21 protein-coding genes are annotated in these 24626 nt (G+C 51.9%); 9 read left to right on the forward strand and 12 right to left on the reverse strand.

Going from position 1 to position 24626, the window contains the following annotated elements; all coding sequences use genetic code 11:
- Nucleotides 1–4: 4 nt before the first annotated feature.
- The 7 genes from ACWWD9_RS12280 to ACWWD9_RS12310 all read right to left on the reverse strand — a co-directional run bounded on the left by ACWWD9_RS12280 (nt 5) and on the right by ACWWD9_RS12310 (nt 9196).
- Nucleotides 5–1837: an IucA/IucC family protein gene (locus ACWWD9_RS12280; RefSeq protein WP_455867184.1), complete on the reverse strand. Its 1833-nt coding sequence runs from the start codon at nt 1835–1837 to the stop codon at nt 5–7.
- A 148-nt stretch (nt 1838–1985) separates the two neighbouring features.
- Complete coding sequence (locus tag ACWWD9_RS12285; protein WP_455867185.1) at nt 1986–2939, reverse strand: beta-propeller fold lactonase family protein; 954 nt, start codon at nt 2937–2939, stop codon at nt 1986–1988.
- Between the two features lie 24 nt (nt 2940–2963).
- Nucleotides 2964–5114, reverse strand: coding sequence for a TonB-dependent receptor (locus ACWWD9_RS12290; RefSeq protein ID WP_455867186.1), 2151 nt, complete (start codon nt 5112–5114; stop codon nt 2964–2966).
- Nucleotides 5115–5131: 17 nt separating this feature from the next.
- Entirely contained in the window at nt 5132–6124 is a 993-nt protein-coding gene (locus tag ACWWD9_RS12295) for a YVTN family beta-propeller repeat protein (protein WP_455867187.1), read from the reverse strand.
- Nucleotides 6125–6753: 629 nt separating this feature from the next.
- Nucleotides 6754–7713 (reverse strand): TniQ family protein, encoded by a 960-nt coding sequence (locus tag ACWWD9_RS12300; protein ID WP_455867188.1) that lies wholly within the window; start codon nt 7711–7713, stop codon nt 6754–6756.
- On the reverse strand, nt 7677–8726 hold the full coding sequence (locus ACWWD9_RS12305) for a TniQ family protein (protein ID WP_455867189.1): 1050 nt from the start codon (nt 8724–8726) through the stop codon (nt 7677–7679). Before ACWWD9_RS12305 ends, ACWWD9_RS12300 begins: the two co-directional genes overlap by 37 nt.
- On the reverse strand, nt 8687–9196 hold the full coding sequence (locus ACWWD9_RS12310) for a hypothetical protein (RefSeq protein ID WP_455867190.1): 510 nt from the start codon (nt 9194–9196) through the stop codon (nt 8687–8689). The genes ACWWD9_RS12305 and ACWWD9_RS12310 overlap by 40 nt, the downstream gene beginning before the upstream one ends.
- Nucleotides 9197–9207: 11 nt before the next feature.
- Between ACWWD9_RS12310 and ACWWD9_RS12315 the strand changes: the two genes are divergently transcribed.
- The 3 genes from ACWWD9_RS12315 to groL all read left to right on the forward strand — a co-directional run bounded on the left by ACWWD9_RS12315 (nt 9208) and on the right by groL (nt 11956).
- Nucleotides 9208–9660, forward strand: coding sequence for a 3'-5' exonuclease (locus ACWWD9_RS12315; protein ID WP_455867191.1), 453 nt, complete (start codon nt 9208–9210; stop codon nt 9658–9660).
- A 316-nt stretch (nt 9661–9976) separates the two neighbouring features.
- On the forward strand, nt 9977–10267 hold the full coding sequence (gene groES, locus ACWWD9_RS12320) for a co-chaperone GroES (RefSeq protein WP_013441226.1): 291 nt from the start codon (nt 9977–9979) through the stop codon (nt 10265–10267).
- Nucleotides 10268–10312: 45 nt separating this feature from the next.
- Nucleotides 10313–11956, forward strand: a complete 1644-nt coding sequence (gene groL / locus ACWWD9_RS12325) for a chaperonin GroEL (protein WP_013441225.1) — start codon at nt 10313–10315, stop codon at nt 11954–11956.
- A 147-nt stretch (nt 11957–12103) separates the two neighbouring features.
- Here groL and ACWWD9_RS12330 read toward each other — a convergent pair whose 3' ends face one another.
- The 3 genes from ACWWD9_RS12330 to ACWWD9_RS12340 are packed head-to-tail and all read right to left on the reverse strand — an operon-like array spanning nt 12104 to nt 15321.
- Nucleotides 12104–12487 carry a copper-binding protein gene (locus ACWWD9_RS12330; RefSeq protein WP_455867192.1) on the reverse strand — a complete coding sequence of 128 codons (384 nt, stop codon included), beginning with the start codon at nt 12485–12487 and terminating at the stop codon, nt 12104–12106.
- An 18-nt stretch (nt 12488–12505) separates the two neighbouring features.
- The gene (locus tag ACWWD9_RS12335; protein WP_455867193.1) at nt 12506–13885 is read right to left on the reverse strand and encodes a multicopper oxidase domain-containing protein; all 1380 of its coding nucleotides are present in this window, start codon (nt 13883–13885) and stop codon (nt 12506–12508) included.
- 47 nt (nt 13886–13932) lie between these two features.
- Entirely contained in the window at nt 13933–15321 is a 1389-nt protein-coding gene (locus tag ACWWD9_RS12340; protein ID WP_455868161.1) for a TolC family protein, read from the reverse strand.
- A gap of 163 nt (nt 15322–15484) precedes the next feature.
- On the opposite strand from ACWWD9_RS12340, the gene ACWWD9_RS12345 reads away from it, so the two are divergent.
- The 6 genes from ACWWD9_RS12345 (at nt 15485) to uvrD (ending at nt 22725) form a co-directional block, all read left to right on the forward strand.
- A complete protein-coding gene (locus tag ACWWD9_RS12345; protein WP_455867194.1) occupies nt 15485–16165 on the forward strand; it encodes a heavy metal response regulator transcription factor in 681 nt (226 codons plus the stop codon).
- A gap of 2 nt (nt 16166–16167) precedes the next feature.
- On the forward strand, nt 16168–17571 hold the full coding sequence (locus ACWWD9_RS12350) for a heavy metal sensor histidine kinase (protein ID WP_455867195.1): 1404 nt from the start codon (nt 16168–16170) through the stop codon (nt 17569–17571).
- Between the two features lie 205 nt (nt 17572–17776).
- Nucleotides 17777–18295 carry a YfiR family protein gene (locus ACWWD9_RS12355; RefSeq protein ID WP_238525329.1) on the forward strand — a complete coding sequence of 173 codons (519 nt, stop codon included), beginning with the start codon at nt 17777–17779 and terminating at the stop codon, nt 18293–18295.
- Nucleotides 18292–19521 (forward strand): diguanylate cyclase domain-containing protein, encoded by a 1230-nt coding sequence (locus ACWWD9_RS12360; RefSeq protein ID WP_455867196.1) that lies wholly within the window; start codon nt 18292–18294, stop codon nt 19519–19521. Before ACWWD9_RS12355 ends, ACWWD9_RS12360 begins: the two co-directional genes overlap by 4 nt.
- 95 nt (nt 19522–19616) lie before the next feature.
- Complete coding sequence (locus tag ACWWD9_RS12365; protein WP_013441217.1) at nt 19617–20129, forward strand: OmpA family protein; 513 nt, start codon at nt 19617–19619, stop codon at nt 20127–20129.
- Nucleotides 20130–20562: 433 nt separating this feature from the next.
- Nucleotides 20563–22725 (forward strand): DNA helicase II, encoded by a 2163-nt coding sequence (gene uvrD / locus ACWWD9_RS12370; RefSeq protein ID WP_455867197.1) that lies wholly within the window; start codon nt 20563–20565, stop codon nt 22723–22725.
- 73 nt (nt 22726–22798) lie between these two features.
- On the opposite strand, the gene ACWWD9_RS12375 is transcribed toward uvrD, so the two are convergent.
- The gene (locus ACWWD9_RS12375; RefSeq protein WP_455867198.1) at nt 22799–23596 is read right to left on the reverse strand and encodes a BPSS1780 family membrane protein; all 798 of its coding nucleotides are present in this window, start codon (nt 23594–23596) and stop codon (nt 22799–22801) included.
- 38 nt (nt 23597–23634) lie between these two features.
- On the reverse strand, nt 23635–24585 hold the full coding sequence (thrB, locus tag ACWWD9_RS12380) for a homoserine kinase (protein WP_455867199.1): 951 nt from the start codon (nt 24583–24585) through the stop codon (nt 23635–23637).
- Nucleotides 24586–24626 lie beyond the last annotated feature (41 nt).

Here is a 24626-nt window from a genome sequence, read left to right on the forward strand (position 1 = left end):
GGCACTATGCAGCACGATGCCCTACATCGCTTCGCTTTAATGGGTTTTCTACTGTTTGATATGCATTCCCTACACCCGCCTCGAAAATTTTACGTCGCGCGAACTGGCTAATTCTTATACGAGGCTGGAATAAATCCAGAGAAACATATCTTTCTTCTAGGTCAGGAAAACTTAGCTGATAACGCTCAATAGTCCGCGAGACCATTCCCCAAAAATCAGTCTCGTCCAACGCGTATTTTGCATTTAGAAAATGGGCAATCTCGGCAACATGCACAAAGAAAATTGCATCATGCAAGTACCAAACCACCTCTTGGGGAGTTGCATCTAACACAGACCGCTCGCCGGGAGTGAGCCTATATTCAGGCGCGTCCAAAAGCATCGGACACGTTTCTGGAGCCTGAAGATAGTCACGTGCGAATCTAATACCCCCCGGCAAGTCTCTCACAGCCGCCCTTACAGGCAATCCATCCTGGAATATCAGAATTGTGTTTTGCGCGTGAGCTTCGAAGCCAATCCCATGGGCATACAATAAATGCATAAATGGCGTAAGAAGCACATCAAGGAGACGCTCCACCCAAGGAATTAATCCATGCTGCCTTATCCAGTCATCTGAGACGGATTTTCCTTTGGCATCTGAAAAACATAATGCCGTTGCTGGAATTGCAAATTCTTCAGGCTGAATATAGTGGTAAATGCTTTCGCGCCAGATAGTACCGATAAGCCCAAATTTTCTTTTCTCAAGAGCCTGGGGCAGATGAGACTTATCATCGTAAATTCCAGCCACCTCCTTAATAAAGGAGAAGCCAAGGTCGTCTCTCAAGTACGGGTCATTGTCCAATATGGACGCCAGCCATTGAGAAACCATCGCGCTGTTTGCAACGTTGTGAGGAGAAAGTAACCTATCCGCAGATGTGTTAATAATCGATAACGCAACTTTTACGGTGTAAGCATTCTTTCTGGTTTGATTAGACAGGGACCTTAAAGACTGCTGCGGGCTATAACTGTCAGGATGCGTGCCAAGAAATATTAGATCGCCGGCAGCAATATCATCCACATACTCAAATACTAATTTTTCTTGCCATTGCCACGGATGCACTGGCAAGAAAATGTAATCCTCAATTTTTTTCCCGGCCTGCAGAATCTGCTGATTAAAATACTCTACGCTTGGTTCTTGCAACTCACTGGCAATCAGTTGATCAATATTTACGCCATCGATGGTATAGATGCGCGCTCGGTTTCGGAGGATTGCGATCCAATTAAAATTAACCAGCGCTCCAAAATCATTCGTATAAGCTTCATTTTCCCCTAGGCTGAATCCAATCCGGGATTTATAGCAGGGGTGGTAGAGATGCCCATTGAATACCGCGCTTTCATATGCATCAAAAACATAGCGTTCGAGATTATTGAGATGATCAATGTCGAGATTTGCATTGAACTCAAGCGCAGCCGCATCCTTCGCAACCGTATTATTGAGCTCTGCAATAAATGCGCTAAATTTGGCCTCATCACAAGCAATGGTTTGGTCAACCTCAGCTAAAAATAATGCAATCGATGGAGCTTCACCTGCAGTATCTTTTGAGAGTCTAATAGTTGGACCTTGCAATCTAATTCTGCCGTAGCTCGCAGACACCACCCCCTTTGACACATATCGCACTTGGTTACCATTGGCATCGATCGCCTCAACATGGAATTCCATTTCTTCTGGTGTGATCTGTGTTTTTGAATGGGTAAGGATGTTTTCAAACAACATTGCCTCAATCAGTTGCTTGAGCGCGCGCCGGCGTGCTGCAACGTAGTACACATTTGCCGCCCGAGTCCCGATTTCTTGATCATCCATGCTGAGTCCTCTCTGTCTAACGCATTACAAGAGCAATCACATTCCGCCCTAGCGAAGCAAGACAGAATGTAAATCAATGTAAAGAATGCTAATGATAATAATTATCATTAAATGATGCAACCGAAGTTTAGCCTCAATCTGTGACAATTTAGTGAAGGAAGACACCCCAAGGAGATTCTCCTACCTGGATGTTCTTAATATTCACGTCTTTAGCCGTATCGATAACTGAAACAGTGTTTGATTTTCCATTTGCGACGTAAAGCTTACGGCCATTAGGGGTGATCGCCATATTCCATGGTCGCTTTCCCACTGGGATCGTAGCGATCACTTTATTGGTCAAGGTATCTATAGCGGAGACGGTGCCGTCACCGCCATTGGAAATGTAGACTTTGCGGCCATCGGGGGTAACCTTGACTCCATTTGATCGGACCCCGACTCCAATACGAGTAATGATTTCGTGAGTGTTTGTATCGATAACGACAACTAGATTTGAGTTCTCACAGGCGATATATGCCCGTGAACTATCAGGAAGAAATCCAATTCCCCTAGGCCTAAGTCCAACTTGTAAAAGTTTAATAGACTTTTTTTGAGCGACATCCACAATATCGACATGCTCAGCCTCCTCTGCGGTGACATACAACCATTTTCCATCAGGACTGAACTCAGCATGTTCAGGGTTATTCCCCTGCATTTTGATTTTATATATCTCTTGGTGAGATAGGGTATCGACAAGAGAAACACTGTCATCCTCCTCATTTGCAACAACAATCAACTTTCCATCAGGGGAGATTCCTACTCCTTCAGGGGAAGACGCTAATTGGGTTGAAGCAATAGGTTTATTCCTTATTAGGTCCACAATCACTAATGCATTATGTGGCTGGTCACTTACATACATAAATTTACCATCCGGAGTAATGGCTGCCCCTCTCGGCTTATCCCCCACCTGGAAAGTCAATATCACCTGGTCAATGGCAGTATCAATGACGGAGATCGTCCCATCTCGCTCATTAGTCGAGTATGCAAGAGGCGCTGTCCAGGCAGTGGTAATCCAGCAAGTGAAAAACACACCAAACACATACAAAAATCGAATAATAGAACTCACTAACAACCTCCGCGGTTAAAAGAATTACCAAGTAAATGAATAGGAAGTACTTAACACCGCCCCTCTAGCCGCGACATGGGTAACATCCCCTTCCAGAAACTGTTGCGACTGGGGTGTGTAATAGTCGCGGTTCAACAAATTTTCGATTCCGACAAACAAAGTTCCTTTTGCAAGTTTGATTGAGCTAAACCAATCTAAAGTGGTATATCCATTTACTTCATATTGGGCAAAATCAGTGCTATCGCCAAATCGACTGCGATGACCGCTTACCAACATTTGGAGTCGATTTGACCAATTCGGAAGAGTTTGATGTTCAACATATGCTGTGAGCTTAGGAGGGCGAATACGCTGATTGTTGAGGTAGATATACCCTTGACCATCATTTTCGGGATTATTTTTACCTTCTGAGTAAGTGAGCGTTCCTCCAGCTTTTACTTTTTCACTGAGAATCCAATCCAAGGTAGCCTCAACACCGTAAATTTTTTCTGGGGCTCGTAGAATGCTGGCATTGAAGCTCGGGGGAGGGTTTGCACCTAAATCGGAAACATTGTAAAAGAATGCAAGAGTGGCGCTGACTTGATTCCAATCTCCTCGTATCCCAAGTTCATAGTTATCGACGATCTCAGGCGCCATATGGAGTTGTTTTACTGAGGTGCCGCCACTTCCCGTTCTCAAGCGCTGCCGCACATCGGGCAATGAGAAACCTTGAGAGAAATTGCCATAAATATTGAGGGCATCGTTGAGATAATAAACGGCGCCAAGGTTATATAGCGAGGCAGAAAAGGAGGGAGACCCACCTTCAATCGGGCGATTCGTTAAAGTAATGTAGCTGGGGATATCAAGGCGCACCTCTTCATGCCGAACGCCGCCACGCAAAACCCAGTAATCAGATGGTTTGTATTCACCCTGTGCAAAGACTGCATAATTATTTTGGGTATACGGACAAAGCCAACATCGCTCTAAGCCTGTATTTTGAAAAACGAGTCCGCCACTGGAGGAGTAAAGGTTGAAATCTTTTTCTTTAACTGTTTGTTGAATTTTCTCATGGGACGCATCCGCGCCCCAGAGCACCGACGCTTTATTTTCAATGATAGGGGTATTTATTTCGACACGTCCCCCAGTTTTTTTGGAAGTAATGGTATCTTGATAGACAGGCCCAAATCCATCAAAAGGGACACTTCGGGCAAAGTAATCTTTATGGTAAAGCTGGACATGAAGTTTGCTACCAAATACATCTTTGTTGTTATAGTCCAGCCCGCCTGCCAGATTACGCACACCAACCTCATCATCAAGCTTAAATCCACTAACAGCGCGCGCTCTTGCACCGGTTGTCACATTGTGCTGAGTTGGGTCACCAAAATAGTTGGTATCTTGTGTATTACGAAACAGATTAAAATTGGCCGATAATTTCTGATTATCGTCAATATCAAACCCTAACTTACCAAAAAGATTGTATTGCTTGGTATCTGACAATCCACCATCTCGATGTGGATTTGGCACTATTCGGTCACCCTCTGCGTCAAACCAACCACCATTCTTTTGAATAGCAGCACTTAATAGATAAGAAAGATCATCGCGTTTACCGCTAATACTATGGTTGATATTCCCCCCTAGACTATCACCAGGATGTGAAAGGGAAACATTGGCACCGATCGTCGTATTATTTACTGGAGCACCACTGGTAGGGTTCTTGGTAATAATATTAATAACACCCCCTGTGGCGGCATCTCCATAAATTGCCGTAGATCCCCGTATGACCTCGATTCGCTCAATCATGGACGGATCAATGACCGAGAGGTTCTTTCCCGGGTCAAATAATGGATTTTGAGGCACGCCATCGACCAAAATGGATGCCTTACGACCTCGGAGATTTTGACCATACTGACTCATAGACTGATTGCCAACCGAGAATCCAGGAACAAGCTTACCTAATGCAGCACCCAAATCGCCATTTGAGAGTTGCGTTTGTGCTTGGATCTGAGCACGTTCAATAACAGTCATCGTCCCGGGGATAGATGCCAATGAAGCTTCGGTACGTGTAGCCGTGACGACTATTTCAGGCGTTTTCACATTAATAGGTGCTTCGCTATTTGTATCCACCAATGTTTCTGCATGTGCGTTGACACCTATTACAGTCACACACGTAGTGGCAAATACCATTACCTTACTTCTCATACCGTCCCCTTATTATTTTATTGCGTTATAAAATTGCCAATTGCATATGGCCAAGACAATCCATCAATTTCGCCAATTTTTTTATAAGAAATAGCATCAAAGATGGTGATGCTATTTCCTTTGACGTTTACTTGATAAATTTTGTTAGCTTCTGAAGAGTAACCAACACCTCTAGGAAATTTACCCACTTGCTGGACATGACTTACGAGATTATTTCTGGTATCAATAACGTAAAGCATGTCATCATCAACTGATGGGGAGTAAATTTCGGAACCATCAGGTTTTATACTCAATACATGGGGACGATGACCAACCTCAATGGTTGTAACCTGACGACCAAGTGTCAAATCAATAACTGAAACAGTGTTCGATCTAGAATTCGCCACGTACAATGTTTTACCATTGGGATGAATAGCAATTCCAAATGGACCTTTCCCCACTTTTATAGTCGAAATAATTTCATTGGTAAGAGTCGATATTTCGGAAACTGTATCGCTACCAAAATTTGTAACGAAAATTGTTTTTGAGGATGGGTCCACAGTAATACAGCGCGGACTAATCCCAACGGATACCGTGTTTACGACTTCATATTTAGATGTATCAATAATTGATAATGTGTTCGAATGTGCGTTTGCCACATAAGCTTGCATCCCATTTGGCAGAACAGCGATTCCTACTGGATTACGGCCTACCTCAACGGTAGCCATGACTTTTTTATCCAGCATATTGATAATACTGACATTCTCAGAATCAACATTACTAACATATGCAGTATTTGTACTTGGATGCAAAGAAATGCCCCATGGGCTAGTTCCGACTTTTATACGATGAGTAATTTGATTAGTGGCCAAATCAATAACAACGACATTACTTCGACCAAATTCCGTGATGTATGCTTCTGCAGCTAGACCTGATGAGTAAGGAATAACTAGCATTAGAGAAATCAGGAAGAATGCTGGAGTAATGAAAAATCCAAATACGGAAATTAAAGCCATTTGTATTTTCCGCATTTACTATCCATTCCGTTTTATTACATTTATTTACACCTTTTCAATTTAACCAACGAGAGGATAATTAGCAATCCAATACACCAGGATTAAATCCCTAATACATACGGGAATATTTCCCATATAAATTAAGGATGCTGGATTTGTATTTAGTTGAAGATGAAGAGTCTTGGCAGGGAAGAGTGGTAACAGATAATGAAGTTCGTACGGAATCATCTGTAAAGTCTGGCCGTTTACATAAAACTCAATTTTCGCCCTGATACGGCTTCGGAGCGAAGATTAACTAGTATGGTTGGGATAAGGTAGATAAGTAAGATAGTGACAGAATCTGGAAACCCAGACGAATTCAATGCCGCATAGTGCGGATGGTGCAACGCGCTTCTTGGAATCCATCTAACGAAAAATACTTACGGCGCAGCTTATGAATCAAACTACAGTTGTCGCTGCCTAAATAATTAGGCATTTTTTATTAAAAAAACCCAAGGATAACCATTTAAGTTCTCAGACCTTTTTAATTAATCAGCATTCCATACAAGTACTCATCGCCAGTCCCGCTTGACTGATGGGTTAGCCGCTATCATAGGCATGACCGCACCGTAATTACCTCGTTGTTCAAAGAATAACCGATACCATCAAAACCCACTTCGCTTGTTCGAACGTATGAGCTTTTTCAAATTTTGGGTGACGATCGAGCGTTGGGAATACCAATAGGTATTGGCATATAGCTTATGCTTCATGGCAAAGCTCGCCACACGCTCGTTTTCCATCATAAAAACATGACGCCCATGTAATCCTACCCAAAGTGGGTGCATAGCAATCCCGTCGTAGTGGCAAAACCTCATCAATGCTTCCTCGGCGTTAAAGGTACCAATCTCATCAAATAGCCGCCTTTGAGCAAGTATTAAGATTTCCAGCATACGGGGCTCAACTTGCCTCGTAATGTTTCCGAGATCGTGACCACATTCACCGCAAACACGAATAGAAGCTCTAATGCCAGCATGTTTCCCAAACTTCCCTGACTTACTTAAATCCACAAACTGATGACAATTGGGACATCGCTCCTCCAATATCCTGTGATGCTGAGTACAAACATACGAAAATGCATACCGCCAGGTTTTCCGAATATATGGTGTGGCATCGGCTATGAGGCACTCAGGGCAATAACGGTAGATTGGCCTGGTATTCAATGGATCAGCAAACAAACATACCACTTGTGACTCGTTTAATCCGGTAAAACTATTAAGAGTCGTATCGACCAGGAGCTCAACCGGCACATTAGTCAATGATTTGCTAATACGCTCAAAATCAATTGCATTTTTTTTATAGTCGAGTTGCCAAGGGGAATACTTGAGCTTCCACCTTTCTTTGAGATATTTGTTACTCAATCCCCCACTAGTCTGCACACGCCATACCCAGGAACTGAAAACCTCACCCGGCAAAATGTCGGGCAAGCCCAACATTCGGTAATTTTCGATTTCCCATGACTTATCGCGTTGTGCAAGTTTTGCCTGGAGTTCATGCCATTGACTGAGTACTTTGTGACGGTCAGCCATATTCAGAAGGGCAACCTGAGTTGTTGTTCGTAAATACATGCCGGGTGACGCCTGCCATAGGCAAGCCAAATTGCTTGGACATATTGTTCGTAACTTTTCGTGAGAAATCTCAGCTCAGGTTGATCAAGACTGGTGTTGAAATAATGATCGGCCGGTGCCAGAACACGATGGCAGTCAACCGCGGTGAACCCTACATTCAATCGTTCAAGCAGCAATTTTCCGATTGAAAATCCCAATATATTTGGCCATTCACTTAGATAGCCAAATGTTTTTTCGGCCATATGGGTTACGGTAATGGATGCTGGTTTCTTTCTGCCGTGCCCCGTTCCATATGCGCCCACCTCACTCAAACAATGTCCCAGAAACCAAACCGTCTTGCACATACCATCCAGGCTGAGATTCACTAGACGTTCGATCACACCGGTTGATAGAGGGATGTTCGACAATAATGTGGTATCACCGCCAGAACGGTAAGCAAGAAGCCTTGCCAGATTCACTGCAGCAGAGTTGTCGGGGATTTCATGCAAACTCGCCAAATGCTGGCCACAACCGCAATATTCCGGCCGCTTCCGATTCCATTTCAGTAAACGCCCACATTTCAGGCAACGCTCAATCAGGGCAACTCCATGCTGTGCACACACATTGTAGAGGCTGAGACTCCATATCCCCCGGAGGTATGATGACTCTCGAAGGCAAATCGGACAGACTTTTGCACCCCGATTGTCGATAAAGACAGATCGCGTAATCCATTCCTTGCCAATCTGCCATCTGGGTTCACCATGCTGCCATTTTTCGATACCGTCCAAGTGTTGGATTTCATCTAGGCTATTGCGGCAGAAATAGGCCAGTTCCTCAATGTATTGCATGTGAATATTGCGGCTTCTATCTCGCCGGATACGGAACAGAATTTCATCCGGGCCGAGCAGATGATTTTTCAGCGCTACCCTCATGAGAAATCCTGTGAGACTTTCGTCAGGGTAAGGCTCGACGCGATGCAACAGCCGATTGTGGATCATGGCAGGAAAGGATTTTTTGCTTGGGCAAATGTCCATTCATGGGCTTGGTGCAAATGTTCCAGCTGAATAGACACATGTGAATTGATCGAGGCGTATTTCACTGCCTTGCATAAGATCGTTTTCAGCAATCTGAAATTTCCCATACAAGACTTGAACATCTTTTCAGAAAGCTCAGGTGAGTCCAGTCCTGATGGATGAGCCATTGGTATCGCCTCATCCAACGCACGTAACACACCGATAAAATGATCATCGTAATCAAACGGCTTGAGTTTGAGCATACCTGGCCAGCGGGTGGAAGCCTGCGAATCAACCTCGAGATATTCATTCAAGCCTTCTGTCCCGGAAAAGATGAATGCCACCGAGGACTGATCGTATAAACGCTTCAGGAAATCCCCGATGGGACCACCAAAGCGATCCTTTGTCCTTTTGGATGAACTCAAACGAGCATCTATTGAGAACCGCCGAACGTCTTGGTATGGATCGACGAGCAGTTCGAAGACGTGCACTGAGTTTCCTCATGAGTCTTCCCAGAAAGTGCGGGGATACCGATGCTGATCGGCTTGCCTGGATTGCCTGTGTGCATGAGGAGATGGAACGACTGGGTCTGCCGCTACCGGCCGGTGTGACCGTGCGTAATTTCTTTCGGCGTCCAACCAACGGGCAATGGTCGAACCATCTTCAAATGCCGATCGATCTTGGCCTTGCGTGTGCCAATATTCACGAGGCGAAAGGCCGTGAGTACGGTGCAGTGTGCGTCGTGATTCCACCCGATCGTGCTCCTGAAAACCGGAGTGAAGCTCTTTTCGAGTCGTGGGAAGCGCGCGCCGACGCAGAGGCCAAGCGCGTGCTCTACGTTGGTTTGACGCGTGCCCAACATTTGGGTGCACTTGCTGTGCCAATCGTCTTCGCCAATCGTTGCGTTACGCTGCTGAACGCTGGGCAAGTACCATACACAAGAATGGACTTGTAATCCTTCAGGGTTTATTCACTCAGCAATCAATCTTATCTAATATCTGACCGAGCCTAATAACTCTATATATCTTAAGATCTTAATTAAAGATACATTTCTGATTAAAAATACATGGAATTTGAAGTCTTAAGTTAATCTGCAAAAATCCAAAGATAAATTGCAAACGACACAAAAAGATCCCTCCCCTCTCTTGAAAAAACCCACCCCCGCCCTTATTATTAGCACTCTATAGGCATGAGTGCTAACAGCATCCATCCCGACCCGAATTCTGATCAACCCAATGTCAAAAAATGACTTTAATCAAGGAGAGTAACTCATGGCAATTCGTCCTTTGCATGACCGCGTGATTGTTAAGCGCTTGGAAGAAGAACGTAAAACAGCATCCGGCATCGTCATTCCAGATACTGCTGCTGAGAAGCCCGATCAAGGCGAAGTGATCGCTGTTGGTCCTGGCAAGAAAGATGACAGCGGCAAGGCTATCGCTCTGGATGTGAAAGTGGGCGACAAAGTGTTGTTCGGCAAGTATGCAGGCCAGGCTGTGAAGGTTAACGGCGAAGAAGTGCTGGTACTGCGTGAGGAAGACATTCTGGGCGTTGTTGAAGCTTAATTGCGACGCATCCCTTAACCGAATCTAGATTCAGGAGAATTAACAATGGCTGCAAAACAAGTAATTTTTGGCGATGAGGCACGTGCCAAAATCGTTAACGGTGTGAACATTCTGGCAAATGCCGTTAAGGTAACGCTGGGTCCTAAAGGCCGTAACGTGGTGCTGGAGCGCTCTTTCGGCGCCCCTACCGTGACCAAGGACGGTGTATCCGTTGCCAAGGAAATCGAGCTCAAAGACAAGCTGGAAAACATGGGCGCACAACTGGTGAAGGAAGTGGCTTCCAAGACTTCCGACAACGCTGGTGACGGCACCACGACTGCTACCGTACTGGCTCAAGCCATCGTACGTGAAGGCTTCAAATATGTAGCTGCCGGTTTCAACCCAGCTGACCTGAAGCGTGGTATCGACAAGGCCGTTGTGGCGATCGTGGAAGAAATCAAGGCGATCTCCAAGCCAACCACAACCAGCAAGGAAATTGCTCAAGTGGGTTCCATCTCCGCCAACTCCGATGCTGACATCGGTCAGATCATTGCGGATGCCATGGACAAGGTAGGCAAAGAAGGCGTGATCACCGTGGAAGACGGTTCCGGCCTGGAAAACGAGCTGGACGTGGTGGAAGGCATGCAGTTCGACCGCGGTTACCTGTCGCCTTACTTCATCAACAACCCAGAGCGTCAAATCGCCCTGCTGGAAAATCCATTCGTGCTGCTGCACGACAAGAAGATCTCCAACATTCGTGACCTGTTGCCAGCCCTGGAGCAAGTAGCGAAGTCTGGCCGTCCTCTGCTGATCATTGCAGAAGACATCGAAGGCGAAGCTCTGGCTACCCTTGTAGTGAACAACATCCGCGGCATCCTGAAGACTGTGGCTGTCAAGGCTCCTGGCTTTGGTGACCGTCGCAAGGCCATGCTGGAAGATATCGCCATCCTGACCGGCGGTACCGTGATTGCTGAAGAAGTGGGCCTGAAGCTGGAAAGCGTAACCCTGAACGATCTGGGCCAAGCCAAGCGCATTGAAGTGGGCAAAGAAAACACCACCATCATCGACGGTGCTGGCGTTGAAGACACCATCAAGAGCCGCATTGACCAGATCAAGAAGCAAATCGAAGACGCTACCAGCGACTACGACCGTGAAAAACTGCAAGAGCGCGTAGCCAAGCTGGCTGGCGGTGTTGCTGTGATCAAGGTTGGCGCTGCTACCGAAATCGAAATGAAGGAAAAGAAAGCACGTGTGGAAGATGCATTGCACGCTACCCGCGCTGCTGTTGAAGAAGGTATCGTGGCTGGCGGCGGCGTTGCTCTGCTGCGTGCTCGCGCTGCCATCAAGGAACTGAAGGGCGACAACGCCGATCAGGACGCTGGTATCAAGATCGTGCTGCGCGCGATTGAAGAGCCTCTGCGCCAGATCGTGGCTAACGCTGGTGACGAACCATCTGTTGTGGTTAACAAAGTACTGGAAGGCAAGGGTAACTACGGTTACAACGCTGCCAACGGCACTTACGGTGACCTGGTTGAACTGGGCGTTCTGGACCCAGCCAAGGTAACCCGTTCCGCACTGCAAAATGCAGCTTCTGTTGCATCCCTAATTCTGACAACCGACGCACTGGTTGCAGAACTGCCTAAGGAAGACGCGCCTGCGATGGGCGGCGGCGACATGGGCGGTATGGGTGGCATGGGCGGCATGATGTAATCAAGCCCTGATGCAGAGGCTGCAAGCCTCGCCATCAAGTAAAAAGCCCCGGGAAACCGGGGCTTTTTTTATGGTCTTTGCGATGAATTGAATGCCATGTCCAGCCGCGCTATCGTCATGACATCAGCCTTGAATGGCGAAGCTGACTCAGGGCGCCGGATTTGACGATGAACTGGCCGCCCCCTGTTTCTGGATGGCAATCACCATCAGCACCCCATTCAGCCGCTCGGCGCGAAACACCACCTGATCGCCCTCTGCCAAGCCGTTCAGCATGGCTTTATCCTGCGCGACAAACACCATGGTCATGCCCGGCATCCCCAGGTTTTTGATATCGCCATGGCGTAGAGTGATGGTGCCTTGCTCCAGATTGATCTTGCGCACTTCGCCCTGGGTGGTGCTGATGTCGGCATCTGCGGCAGCAGTCGCCGGTGCATCATGCGTCATGCCCTCATGCGCGAATACCGTTAGCGGCAAGGCCATCATGCCGATCAGGTTAAAAGTCCATAAAACACGAATAACGGGTTTGCTCATAATTAACTTCCATTCAGGTTAATGCTGCATCTGGTCGCCGGGTTTGCGCACCTGTACTTCAACGCCACCGTGGGCGTCGGTGTCTGCGGGGCGCTCAACTGGCGGAAGATCGTTTTCCACTTCCCAGGCCACGGTACCGGCGGGGTGCTGGTAATGGCCGGGGTCGCGATAATCATGTTTAGCGATGCCCTTGCGGATTTTGACGGTGGTAAACATGCCGCCCATTTCCACCCCGCCAAACTGGCCCTGGCCCGACATCATCGGCAAGGTGTTGTCAGGCAGCGGCATTTGCATCTCGGCCATATCCGCCATGCCGTGCTGACCCATGGCCATGTAATCCGGCAACAAGCCTTGCAGTTGCTGCTTCAGATCGCGCTGCTCCACGCCCAGCATGGTGGGCACGTCATGCCCCATGGCATTCATGGTGTGATGGCTTTTGTGGCAATGAAACGCCCAGTCGCCCGGCGCATCCGCCTTGAATTCCAGCGCCCGCATCTGGCCCACAGCTATATCCGTCGTCACTTCGGGCCAGCGGGCGCTGGGCGGCACCCAGCCACCATCGGTACCGGTCACCATGAACTCGTGCCCATGAATATGAATGGGATGATTGGTCATGCTGAGATTGCCAACGCGGATGCGCACGCGGTCGCCCTGATTCACCACCATGGGGCTGATACCCGGAAACACCCGGCTGTTAAACGTCCACAGATTGAAATTCAGCATGGTGTTGATGCGCGGTGTGTAAGCACCGGGGTCAATATCGTAGGCATTGATCAGGAACACAAAATCGCGGTCCACCGCCATGGTGGCGGGGTTTTTCGGATGCGTGACCCAGAAGCCCATCATGCCCATCGCCATCTGCGTCATTTCATCGGCATGCGGGTGATACATAAAGGTGCCCGCCCGCTGCGCGACAAATTCATAGGCAAAAGTCTTGCCGGGCTTGATGCCTGGCTGGGTCAGGCCAGTGACGCCATCCATGCCATTGGGCAGGCGCTGGCCATGCCAGTGCATGGAAGTATGCTCGGGCAGGCGATTGGTGACGTAAATGCGCACGCGGTCACCCTCCACCACTTCGATAGTGGGGCCGGGGCTCTGACCGTTGTAGCCCCATAAATGCGCTTTCATGCCGGGCGCCAATTCGCGCACCACCGGCTCGGCCACCAGATGAAACTCCTTTACGCCATTGCGCATGCGCCACGGCAAGGTCCAGCCATTGAGCGTGACGACCGGGTTATATGGGCGGCCAGTATCCGGCATGCGTGGCGCCTGGGTGTCGGCATCGCTCACCGAGATGATCTCCGGTAACGCCGCCATGGCGACCTTGCTGACCGTGGCGGCGGTGGCCGCCATTCCCGCCAGACTGGCCCCTTTGAGAAAATCACGCCTAGACACCATATCGTTATCCTGTCCTGTTGATCACTTGCGCCTGGGTTGAGCTGGCTTTATTGGGCGACCATAGCCGGACCTGGCGCGGAAAAATCCGGCTTGCCGATCAAGGCCATTTCCATATCGCTTTGCGACAGCCAGAAATCGCGCAAGGCCTCGATGTAGCTGTTGACGCTGGCAATCTGCGCCCGTGCATCCGCCAGCAAATCAAACACGCTGACCAGCATGCCGTTATAGCGCAGCTGGTTTTCTTCGGCGATTTTCTGACGGATAGGCACCACACTATCGCGATAATGCCGGGCAATATCGTAGCTGGCACGGTAACGCCCATAGCCCTCACGCACTTCTGATCTGGCTTCCACCGCCACCTGTGCCAGCTGGTTCACGGCCTGCATGTAGGTGGATTCCGCCCTCGCCACGCGAGCACTGCCCCAGTCAAACAGGGGAATCTCCAGCGAAATCTCCACCCCATTTTTGTAGGGATCCGAGCGCCGTCCTTCCAGCACGCGGGCAGGGCCCAGCTCCAGCACATTGATAAACCGCGTGGTTTTGGTGAGGCCCAATTGCCCGGCCAGGGCTTCGGTTTGCAGCTTCATCATCTGCACATCCATGCGCTGTTGCAAAGCGGTCTGCTCCAGATTGGCCGCCTCTTCTGCATGCGCGGGCAAATCCGGCATGCGCTCGGGCAAGGTGTAATGCGGGTGATCCAGGCCCATCAAGCGGGTGAGTTGCTCGGTGGCCTGCAAGCTGGCCTGGCGGGCACGGCTTGCGCCTAAGGTCGCATCGGCATAAAAGCCCTGTTCACGCGCTTCATCCAGTGTGCTCCAGTTGCCGGCCTGCTTCATGCGCTGCGCCAGCGTGGCACTGGTCTCGGCCGCCCGCATCACCTGCTGCATGTAGCGTTCGGATTGCGCGGCAGCCAGCGCGGTGAAATACGCTTTGCGGGTAGCAGTCGCCAATCGCAATACCTCCAGCGATACCTGACGCTGGGTTTGCTCAAAGCGGCGACGCTCGATGGCGGTGGCCTTGGGCATGGTCACCAGCGAAAAAATATTGAAGGTCAGCGCCTGTTCGATCTTGTATTCGCCGTCGCGGCTGGCGCGCAGCATGGAAAAGCGCGGATTGGGCAAGCGCCCGGCCTGCACCAGATCAGCTTCTGAAATACCCAGTTCGGCATACGATGCCTGCAGGCCACGGTTATTCAGCAAGGCAATCTGCACGGCATCGTCCACGCTGATGGGCTGCTGCAACAGTTGCGCGATACGCTCATCCAGAGCGTGACGCTCGTTTTCAGACTTGACCCAGCGTATCTCCTTACCGGTTTTGGCTTTCACTGTGGAAGCCACCTGATCAAACCCGCCATCACGCGAAAACGTGGCGCAGCCGGGCAACAGGCTGACAAGCACCAGTGGCAGCAACAGCCGCACACTTGCCATGCGTATCATGTCAGCGCGGGGCGAGCGGATAGACGAGGACAATTTCATGCTGACCAGCATGGCATGGTTGACCCGACAGCCAGCTGACATCCAGATTACATTTTTGTCATCTTGCTGCCAGGCAGCATGGTTTGCGGCACAATCACTGTCTACACCACTACCTGACCACTCCATGCGAATTCTTGTAGTCGAGGATGAACACAAAACCGGCGAGTATTTGCGCAAAGGCCTGACCGAGGCAGGATTTGTCACGGACCTGGTTCATGATGGCCTGGATGGGCAGCATATGGCGCTGGCTGAACACTACGACCTGATCATTCTGGATGTGATGCTGCCACGCGCCAGTGGCTGGCAGATCATCTCCGCCCTGCGTGAGGCGGGCAAGCATACCCCAGTGCTTTTTCTGACGGCGCGTGACCTGGTGGAAGACCGGGTAAAAGGCCTGGAACTGGGCGCCGATGACTACCTGGTCAAACCGTTTGCCTTTTCCGAATTGCTGGCCCGTATCCGCACGCTGTTGCGTCGCGGCAGAACGCGCGAAGCCGATGTGCTGCAAGTTGCCAATCTGGAAATCGATGTACTACGGCGGCGCGTGCAGCGCGATGGCAAGAAAATCGAGCTCACGGCCAAGGAATTTGGACTGCTGGAATTGCTGGTGCGTCGGCGTGGTGAGGTGTTGTCGCGCTCGCTGATTGCCTCGCAAGTGTGGGACATGAATTTTGACAGCGACACCAATGTGATCGAGGTGGCCATGCGGCGCCTGCGCGCCAAGATTGATGATCCGTTCGAGCCCAAGCTGATTCACACCGTGCGCGGCATGGGCTATGTGCTGGATGTGCCCGAGGCACCATGAACATGCATACCTCCATCATCACCCGCATCACCCTGATTTTTGCGGCACTCTCCACGGTGGTCATGATCGCCATCGGGGCGATTGCCAGCTACGCGGTCGATAGCCACTTTGCCGAAGAAGACCTGATTGAAATAGAGGGCAAGCTTGAACTCATTCACCACGCATTGAATTCGGCGCCTGAGAAGGAAGAGCAACCTCTGCCACAGCGTCTGAACGACGCCCTGATCGGTCATCATGCCCTTTCTGTCATGGTGTATCGCCCGGACAAGCAGCTGGTTTACCGCTCCATGGAGGCCAGCTTCCCTCCGGAGTTACTGCTTCCGCATCCGGCGCCTTACGCTCCACACAGCGCACATCTGCAGCGCTGGCAGCAAAACGGGCACGCCTATCGCGGGCTGGTGGTGCAGTTTCCGGCAAGCGCTCAGCGCCCCTCATTGAATGTCGCGATTGCGGTGGATATTGGCCACCATGACCATTTCATCCATCACTTTCAGCGGTCCTTGTGGCTTTATCTCACCACCGGCATTCTGTTTCTGGTGGCGGTCGGCTGGATCGCGGCCCGCCGTGGCCTGCGGCCGATTCGCGACTTTGTGCGCATGGCGGGCAATATCTCGGCGAGCCGCCTGGGCGAAAGAATCGATGTCACCTCCCTACCGCGTGAGCTGGTCGAGCTGGGGGTGTCGTTCAACGACATGCTGCAGCGTCTACAGGAATCCTTTCTCCGGCTATCGGAGTTTTCATCCGATATTGCCCATGAGCTACGCACGCCGGTCAGCAACCTCATGACGCAAAGTCATGTGGCGCTCTCCCAGGCGCGCTCGGCGGGCGAATATCAGGAGATTCTCTATTCCAATATTGAAGAGTATGAACGGCTCTCGCGCATGATTGCCGATATGCTGTTTCTGGCCAAGGCAGACAATGGCCTGCTGGTGCCGCACCGCGAAACCATGGATCTGGGCGTGGAAATCGATGCCGTCATTGAGTTTTACGAAGCGCTCGCGGCTGAAAAACAGCTGTTGGTCAGCCGCCATGGCACCGCCCCCCTGGCCGGAGACCGCCTGATGATACGCCGGGCTTTCAGCAATCTGCTCTCCAACGCCGTGCGCTACACGCCGGTGGGGCAGACCATCACAATCACCCTCCAGTATGACGATAGCCATTGGATAACGGTCTGGGTGGACAATGCCGGCGAGCCTGTTCCTGAAAACGCCTTGGCGCGGCTATTTGACCGCTTTTATCGGGTGGACCCATCGCGCCAGCGCGAGAGCGAAGGCACAGGCTTGGGACTTGCCATTACCAAGTCCATTATCGAAGCGCATGGCGGCAGCATTCGTGCGCTTTACCAGGATCACACCATGCGATTCGAGCTCAGGCTACCCAGAGCTGAAATATCGCAACTCACGTAAAATAAATCCTCAGGGCCCGATGTCTTTACATGGGCTGCACAGCCCGATATCTATGCAGCTCATCCATTTCAGGCCATACTTACGCGTATAAATACAGAACGGGTGCTTGCGGGTAACTCGTCATATTTGATTGACTAGGGGTTGTTAAATTTACCGTTTCGCACCATTTCCCGGTAGGCAGTGCTACCGTCCTGATTCTTTGCTGTTGGCATGGCTGGGTTTCGCCTGCCTGCTGCTAACGAGCCAGATCAGCCATGCTGCCGCCAGCGATGACATTGCGCGCGGCAAACAGGTGGCGCAAATTGTGTACGGTATCGTCAGCTATACGCGCTGGCCGGCGCCTTTTCCTGAACTTCAGCTCTGCATTACTGGCGACACGCGATATGCCGATGCCTTGATGGCCGGTGCGCCCAACCCCATGCACCCCCGCATTACGGTACGCCAGCTGGCCCTGCATACCCCCGAAGCGGTTGCCCAGTGCCAGATTGCCTACCTTGGCACCATGGAAAATGGCGAACGTGAATCGCTGCTGGCCCAACTCATCGGTCAGCCCGTGCTCATCATCAGCGAGCCTCCACCTTCGTGTAGCGCAGGGGGCATGTTCTGCCTCTTGTTCCGTGAAGACAATGTCTACTTCGAGGTCAATCTCGATACGATCGCGCGCAGCGGTTTGCGTGTGCATCCCAATGTACTGCAGCTAGGAAAGCGCAAGGCTTCGCCATGACCACGCCTCGCTCACCACTCCCAAGGCTGGATCAGGTTCTGCGGCGCGCGCATCTCAGCGTGGCGCTGATTGCCGTCATTTCCTCCGGGCTTGCGCTGACCCTCGCTGGCATGTATGCCTTGCAGGCGTATGCCACGCAAAACATGCAGCTGGTAGCGCGCTCGCTGAGTTATACGGTGGAAGCGGCTGTGCTGTTCAACGATGAGTTGGCCGTGCAAGAGGCCCTGGATAAGGTAGGCAAGCGCGAAGATGTGGCCGAGATCCGCGTCATCGGCCGCCATGGCATCCCATTGGCCAATTGGAAACGCCCTGAGACAGGCGCCTTCTTTCACCTGGAAAGCTGGCTGGCCAACATCGTCATGCCCGAGCCCTACTACTACCCGGTCACGCACGACAATATGACCATAGGCCGTATCCGCCTGGTACCTCACAGCCGCCTGCTGCTGGAATACATGGTCACCGGGATCAGCTGCGTCTTTGCCTGCATGGCCTTCAGTACCTTGCTGGCACTGGCGCTCTCCCGCCGCATGCATGCCGGCATTTCCGGGCCCTTGAATATCCTGGCCGATACTGCCCACCGCGTGCGCCAATATCGCAGCTTCGGCTTGCGCGCCCCTGCTGCCAATATCGCCGAGCTCAATCAACTCAATCAGGACTTCAATGCCCTGATGGATGAACTTGCCACCTGGCAACGCCATGTCAAACGTGAACACGACACCCTGGCTTATCGCGCCAACCATGACAGCCTGACCGGCCTGTGCAATCGCAGCCTGCTCGAATCCGAACTGGAGCACGCCGTGCGTGATGCCAGATTCCACAGCAACGCGGTGGCGCTGATGTTCATGGACGGCGATCACTTCAAGGAAATCAACGACACCTACGGACACGCGGCTGGCGATGAGGTGCTGAAAATCATGGCGCTGCGCATCAGTGGCCAGTTACGTGAGAGCGATATTGTGGCCCGTCTGGGTGGGGATGAGTTTGCGGCGCTGCTCAAACCCATCAAGCATGCCGAAGATGCGGTGCATATCGCCGAGAAAATTGCCCATCAGATGCAATCCCCCATCACGCTACCCAACGGGGAACTGATCACCTGCTCGGTGACCATCGGCATTGCCCTCTACCCCGACCATGCGCGTACCGCAAAGGAGTTGCTCGCGGCAGCAGACGAAGCCATGTACCGGGCCAAAGACCAGGAGCGCGGCAGTTGGGCGATTGGTTTGTAATCAAGGAATTCATCAAGAGCCAGTCATAGGCTCAGCATCAAGCGTGGGATATTCAACACAGGGTTTTCCCCCACATTCCAAGTATGAGGTTTAAATTGTATTCATTATTTCGTTCTACTGTTTGTTATGCATTGCTGGCATTTACCCTATCGTTAACCCTCTCCGCGTGCAAATCCACGCCCGCGGCCCCTGCACAGGAAACCCTGCGGCAGAAGCAGATTCGTACGCTGAAAGAGCAAGGCTTTGTGCATACCGATGATGGCTGGGCGCTCAGCTTCGCCGACAAATTGCTGTTTGATACCAACCAGGCTGTACTCAATGACAGAAGCCGCGGCGCTGTTCAAAAGGTAAGCAAGGCGCTGCAGTCGGTCGGATTGAACAAGATGCGGATTGAAGGCCACGCTGACGCTACGGGTCGCGAGTCTTATAACGTCGAGTTGTCAGAGCAGCGCGCTTGGGCGGTGGCGGATGCCTTCATACAATCCGGCATGCCCAAAAGTGGCATTATTGTTCGAGGCATGGGCTCACAAAGCCCGGTAGCGAGCAATGCCACCGTAGCGGGCCGGGCAGAAAATCGCCGGGTGAGCATTATTGTGGTGACGGATTAAACCCGGAACATTGCCACGTAAAAAAAAGAATTCTTTGCCCTTGAGATTCGCCTGAAAGAAAGGCCAGTATTGAGGGCAAATTTTCTGTTACATTTTTTTACAATTTAATCTTGCCCGAGGTATAATCAGCTCCAGAAACGCTTCCGCGCCAGAATCCGCAAGGATTTACAAGAGCGACAGGCAAAAAAAACCCCGATTAAAGGGGAGTAAAATCGGGGATCAAGCAGCCTCATCAGATAAGGCTTCCCGCTCAGGGAGGAGAAGCGGGAGATGACTTGCGCCATCTGCAAAGTAAGACGAAGTCACTCGCGTTTAGTTCCGACAATTTCTAAAATTGTCAGACATGATCCCCGATTTTTCATTTTTTAACATTCCCAGCCTTCCCCTCCGGTTTTAGGTTCTCTTCCCCAGTGTGACCTGCGATAATTAGCGCATGAACGCACAACACCCCTCTACCTCTCTGCTCGAAGGCCTGAACGACAAGCAACTTGAGGCGGTCACGCTGCCGCACCAATCTGCCCTGATCCTTGCTGGCGCGGGCAGCGGCAAAACCCGGGTACTGACGACGCGCATTGCGTGGCTGATCCAGACCGGACAAGTATCGCCCAATGGTTTGCTGGCGGTGACCTTTACCAACAAAGCGGCTAAGGAAATGCTGACGCGGCTTTCCGCCATGCTACCGATCAATGTGCGCGGCATGTGGGCAGGTACATTCCATGGCCTGTGCAACCGTTTGCTGCGCGCGCATCATCGCGAAGCCCTGCTGCCTGCCACCTTCCAGATTCTGGACACCGCCGACCAGTTATCCAGCATCAAACGCCTGATGAAGCAGATGAATGTGGATGATGAAAAGTTTCCACCCAAGCAGGTCATGGGCTATATCAACAGCTGCAAGGAAGAAGGCTTGCGGGCGAATGCGGTCGATGCCTATGACGCGCACTCACAGCGCATGCGGGAGATTTTTGAAGAGTATGACCGCCAGTGCCAGCGCGAAGGGGTGGTCGATTTTGCCGAGCTGCTGCTGCGCTGCTATGAGCTGCTGAGTCGCGATGCCAGCATACGTCAGCACTACCAGAGCCGCTTCAAATACATCCTGGTCGATGAGTTTCAGGATACCAATCGCCTGCAATACCTGTGGCTGAAGCTGCTGGCCGGGGCGGACAATTGCGTGTTTGCCGTGGGCGATGACGATCAGTCGATTTATGCCTTCCGCGGCGCGCGCGTGGGCAATATGCGCGACTTTGAGCAAGACTTTAATGTGCGCAATATCGTCAAGCTGGAACAGAACTACCGCTCGCACGGCAATATCCTGGATGCCGCCAACGCCATCATCACCCATAACCGCAACCGCCTGGGCAAGAACCTGTGGACCTCGGCTGGCAAAGGCGAGCCGATACGCGTGTATCAGGCATACAACGATATTGATGAAGCCAACTTTATCGTCGACGAGATTAAATCCCTGCACAGCGAGGGCACCGAGCTGAGCGAGATCGCCCTGCTCTATCGCTCCAATGCCCAGTCGCGGGTGCTGGAGCATGCGCTGTTTTCAGCTGGTTTGCCTTATCGTGTTTACGGCGGCCTGCGCTTTTTTGAACGCGCCGAAATCAAGCATGCGCTGGCCTATCTGCGCCTGATTGCTAACCCGAACGACGACACCGCATTGCTGCGCGTGATCAACTTTCCTACCCGCGGCATAGGCGCCCGCAGCCTGGAGCAGTTGCAGGAAGCCGCCCGCGCCGAAGATTGCAGCCTGTGGCAGGCGGCCATCAACAAAGTGGGCAATGGCCGCCCCGGCAAGGGGGTTGAAGGGTTTGTCGCGTTGATCCGGCAGATGGCGGAAGTAGCCACCGGGCTCACCCTGCCAGAAATGGCCGAGATTGCCACCACGCTTTCCGGCCTGAGAACCCATTACCAGAATGAAAAGGAAGGCGAAGACCGTATCGCCAACCTGGATGAATTAATCTCGGCGGCCGTTACCTTCGTCAATAACAATCAGGATGCCGGCACTCTGACGGACTTTCTGACCTTTGCCAGCCTCGAAGCAGGCGAACATCAGGCAGAAGTCGGCCGCGATGCCTTGCAGCTGATGACCGTGCATGCCGCCAAAGGGCTGGAGTTCCGCACGGTATTTATCAGCGGCCTGGAAGAAGGCTTGTGCCCGCATGAGCAAAGCCTGTATGAAACGAATGGCCTGGAAGAAGAACGACGGCTGATGTACGTGGCCGTGACGCGCGCGCGCCAGCGTCTTTACCTGAGCCACGCGCAAAGCCGCATGCTGCACGGTCAGGTACGCTACGGTATTTCATCGCGCTTTCTGGATGAAATACCTGAGGCCTTGCTGAAGCGCCTGAATACCCGCGCCAGCCCTGGCCGGGGTGGCTATGGCGAGTCGCCAGTATCGCAAGCCGCCACCAGCAGCGAGCAGAAAAACAGCATGCCATGGAAAATAGGCCAGGCCGTAGCGCACAGCAAATTTGGGCAAGGTGTCGTGGTGAATTACGAAGGCAACGCCAACGACATGCGGGTACAAGTGAACTTTGGCAGCGAAGGCATGAAATGGCTCATGCTGGAATACGCCAAGCTGGAAAAGGTATAAAACAAAAGGCCCGCAGAGACGGGCCTTTTGTTTGAAGAGCATCGTTCAAAACGAGCTGGTTGCCACGCCTATTTTATGCAGCGGAAGGCTCCAGCGCCTTGGCATCCAGCTTCTTGGCAAAGATGTCGCGATAGCTGACATATTGCAGCCCCAGCATCAGCGAGGTGGCTAGCAGCAAAAAGGCCAGCAGTGTCAGCGAAGTCAGGATCAGGCCAACCGGTTTGATAATCGCGGTCACCAGCGCCACCACAATCCCCGTCGCCATCATGCAAAGAGCCAGACCCGCGGTGAGCAATATCCAGGCAAAGGTCAGCGACAACACGCTGGTCAGGCAGCCCGCAATACTGGACTTGATGGCTTTCCAGACCGAGAACTGGTGATGCGCCACCAGCATAGGGGCGAACCAAGTGGACATGAAAATAGGTGTCATCAACACCAGCATCTTGATCGCCAGCGGCACGGCGCGCGTAGCCAGCGCTTCGGCATCGGCCTTGGCATTCACCATGTCATCCAGTGCCTGCATATCGCCCGAGGTCACATAGCTGATGAGGATGCCATAGACCATGCAAGCGCCGCCCAGAGCAACCAGCTTGCCGATCTGCGGCTTTACCTGCGCCACGATGTCACTGAATTCGGTATCACGGCCATAGTCGGCTTCGCGGTAAAGCGTCAGCGCCAGCACCAGGAAAAACGGCCCCATGATCACCACCAGCAATTTCACGATCACCGGCAGGAACACCATGGCCGGAATCACCATGAACAGCAGCACATAGCTCAGGGCCACCAGCATCCACATGGCCGGATTCTGCCGGAAGATACTCAGACAATCCTTTACCCAGTGGAAGGCTTCTTTGGCGCTACGCTTGAACATGATGTCTTTTCCCCTTTAGACGATTGAGGGCCGCCGCCTCAGGCGGGTAGCGACCCCAGCACTGACGGCTCCGTCATGCGCTTGTGCAATATATTTCTGAAATGGTCTGGATCCTTGGCGTGCGTCAGTTCCCCGGCACTGGGGAAATGCAGGTCATGCAGGCGCGACAACCAGAACCGCATGGCCGCTGTGCGCAGCATGCCGGGCCACGCCTCAATCTCGGCGGCGGTCAATGGGCGCACGGCGTGGTATGCCTCGATAAGCGCCATGACTCTGGCCTGGTCCAGGCTGCCATCGGCATGCACGCACCAGTCGTTCACGGCAATGGCCACGTCGTAGAGCAAGGCATCCTGGCAGGCGTAGTAAAAATCAATGATGCCGCCCAGCTCGTTGCCATCAAACAGCACATTGTCGCGGAAGAGATCGGCATGAATCACGCCGCTGGGCAGATATTCCGAATCCGCCTCGGCCTCGAATTGCAGCTGCGCATCCAGCAAGGCTTTATCGGCCGGGCGCAATAAAGGAGCCACTTTGGCCGCGGTCTTCTGCCGCCAGTCGCCATCACGCTGATTTTTCATGCCGGCAGGAAAGCTCAGGCCAGCCAGATGCATGTCAGCCAGCACGCGGCCGATTGCAGCACATTGCTCAACAGACGGATACTCAAGGGATTTGCCGCGCAGGCAGCTCACCAGCGCCGCTGGCTTGCCATTCAGCTCGCCCAGGCTGGAGCCCGCGTGGTTTTTGACCGGGTGCGGACACGGAATGCCGCGCTCGGCCAGATGGGTCATAAGATCAAGAAAGAACGGCAGCTCTTCTGCCGTGTTTTCTTCAAACAGGGTGAGTACATAACGACCAGTATCGGTCGTTACGAAATAATTGGTGTTGGTAATGCCGGAAGCGATGCCCTGCAGATCCCGCAGCTGGCCCAGCGGATAAGCTTCAAGCCAATGGCTAAGCTGCTCGAAAGTAACGGTAGTGAATACGGACATAACGCTTATCGTGAGATGGCGAAGAGCTGAACTCTTCGCAC

It is taken from the genome of Methylovorus sp. SPW-M1 (assembly GCF_053848825.1).

Coding starts and splice junctions, on each gene's coding strand:
- ACWWD9_RS12280 (WP_455867184.1), bottom strand. CDS start 1,837: ATGGATGATCAAGAAATCGGGACTCGGGCGGCAAATGTGTACTACGTT.
- ACWWD9_RS12290 (WP_455867186.1), bottom strand. CDS start 5,114: ATGAGAAGTAAGGTAATGGTATTTGCCACTACGTGTGTGACTGTAATA.
- ACWWD9_RS12295 (WP_455867187.1), bottom strand. CDS start 6,124: ATGCGGAAAATACAAATGGCTTTAATTTCCGTATTTGGATTTTTCATT.
- ACWWD9_RS12300 (WP_455867188.1), bottom strand. CDS start 7,713: ATGTATTTACGAACAACAACTCAGGTTGCCCTTCTGAATATGGCTGAC.
- ACWWD9_RS12305 (WP_455867189.1), bottom strand. CDS start 8,726: ATGGACATTTGCCCAAGCAAAAAATCCTTTCCTGCCATGATCCACAAT.
- ACWWD9_RS12315 (WP_455867191.1), top strand. CDS start 9,208: ATGAGTCTTCCCAGAAAGTGCGGGGATACCGATGCTGATCGGCTTGCC.
- groES (WP_013441226.1), top strand. CDS start 9,977: ATGGCAATTCGTCCTTTGCATGACCGCGTGATTGTTAAGCGCTTGGAA.
- groL (WP_013441225.1), top strand. CDS start 10,313: ATGGCTGCAAAACAAGTAATTTTTGGCGATGAGGCACGTGCCAAAATC.
- ACWWD9_RS12330 (WP_455867192.1), bottom strand. CDS start 12,487: ATGAGCAAACCCGTTATTCGTGTTTTATGGACTTTTAACCTGATCGGC.
- ACWWD9_RS12335 (WP_455867193.1), bottom strand. CDS start 13,885: ATGGTGTCTAGGCGTGATTTTCTCAAAGGGGCCAGTCTGGCGGGAATG.
- ACWWD9_RS12340 (WP_455868161.1), bottom strand. CDS start 15,321: ATGATACGCATGGCAAGTGTGCGGCTGTTGCTGCCACTGGTGCTTGTC.
- ACWWD9_RS12345 (WP_455867194.1), top strand. CDS start 15,485: ATGCGAATTCTTGTAGTCGAGGATGAACACAAAACCGGCGAGTATTTG.
- ACWWD9_RS12350 (WP_455867195.1), top strand. CDS start 16,168: ATGCATACCTCCATCATCACCCGCATCACCCTGATTTTTGCGGCACTC.
- ACWWD9_RS12360 (WP_455867196.1), top strand. CDS start 18,292: ATGACCACGCCTCGCTCACCACTCCCAAGGCTGGATCAGGTTCTGCGG.
- uvrD (WP_455867197.1), top strand. CDS start 20,563: ATGAACGCACAACACCCCTCTACCTCTCTGCTCGAAGGCCTGAACGAC.
- ACWWD9_RS12375 (WP_455867198.1), bottom strand. CDS start 23,596: ATGTTCAAGCGTAGCGCCAAAGAAGCCTTCCACTGGGTAAAGGATTGT.
- thrB (WP_455867199.1), bottom strand. CDS start 24,585: ATGTCCGTATTCACTACCGTTACTTTCGAGCAGCTTAGCCATTGGCTT.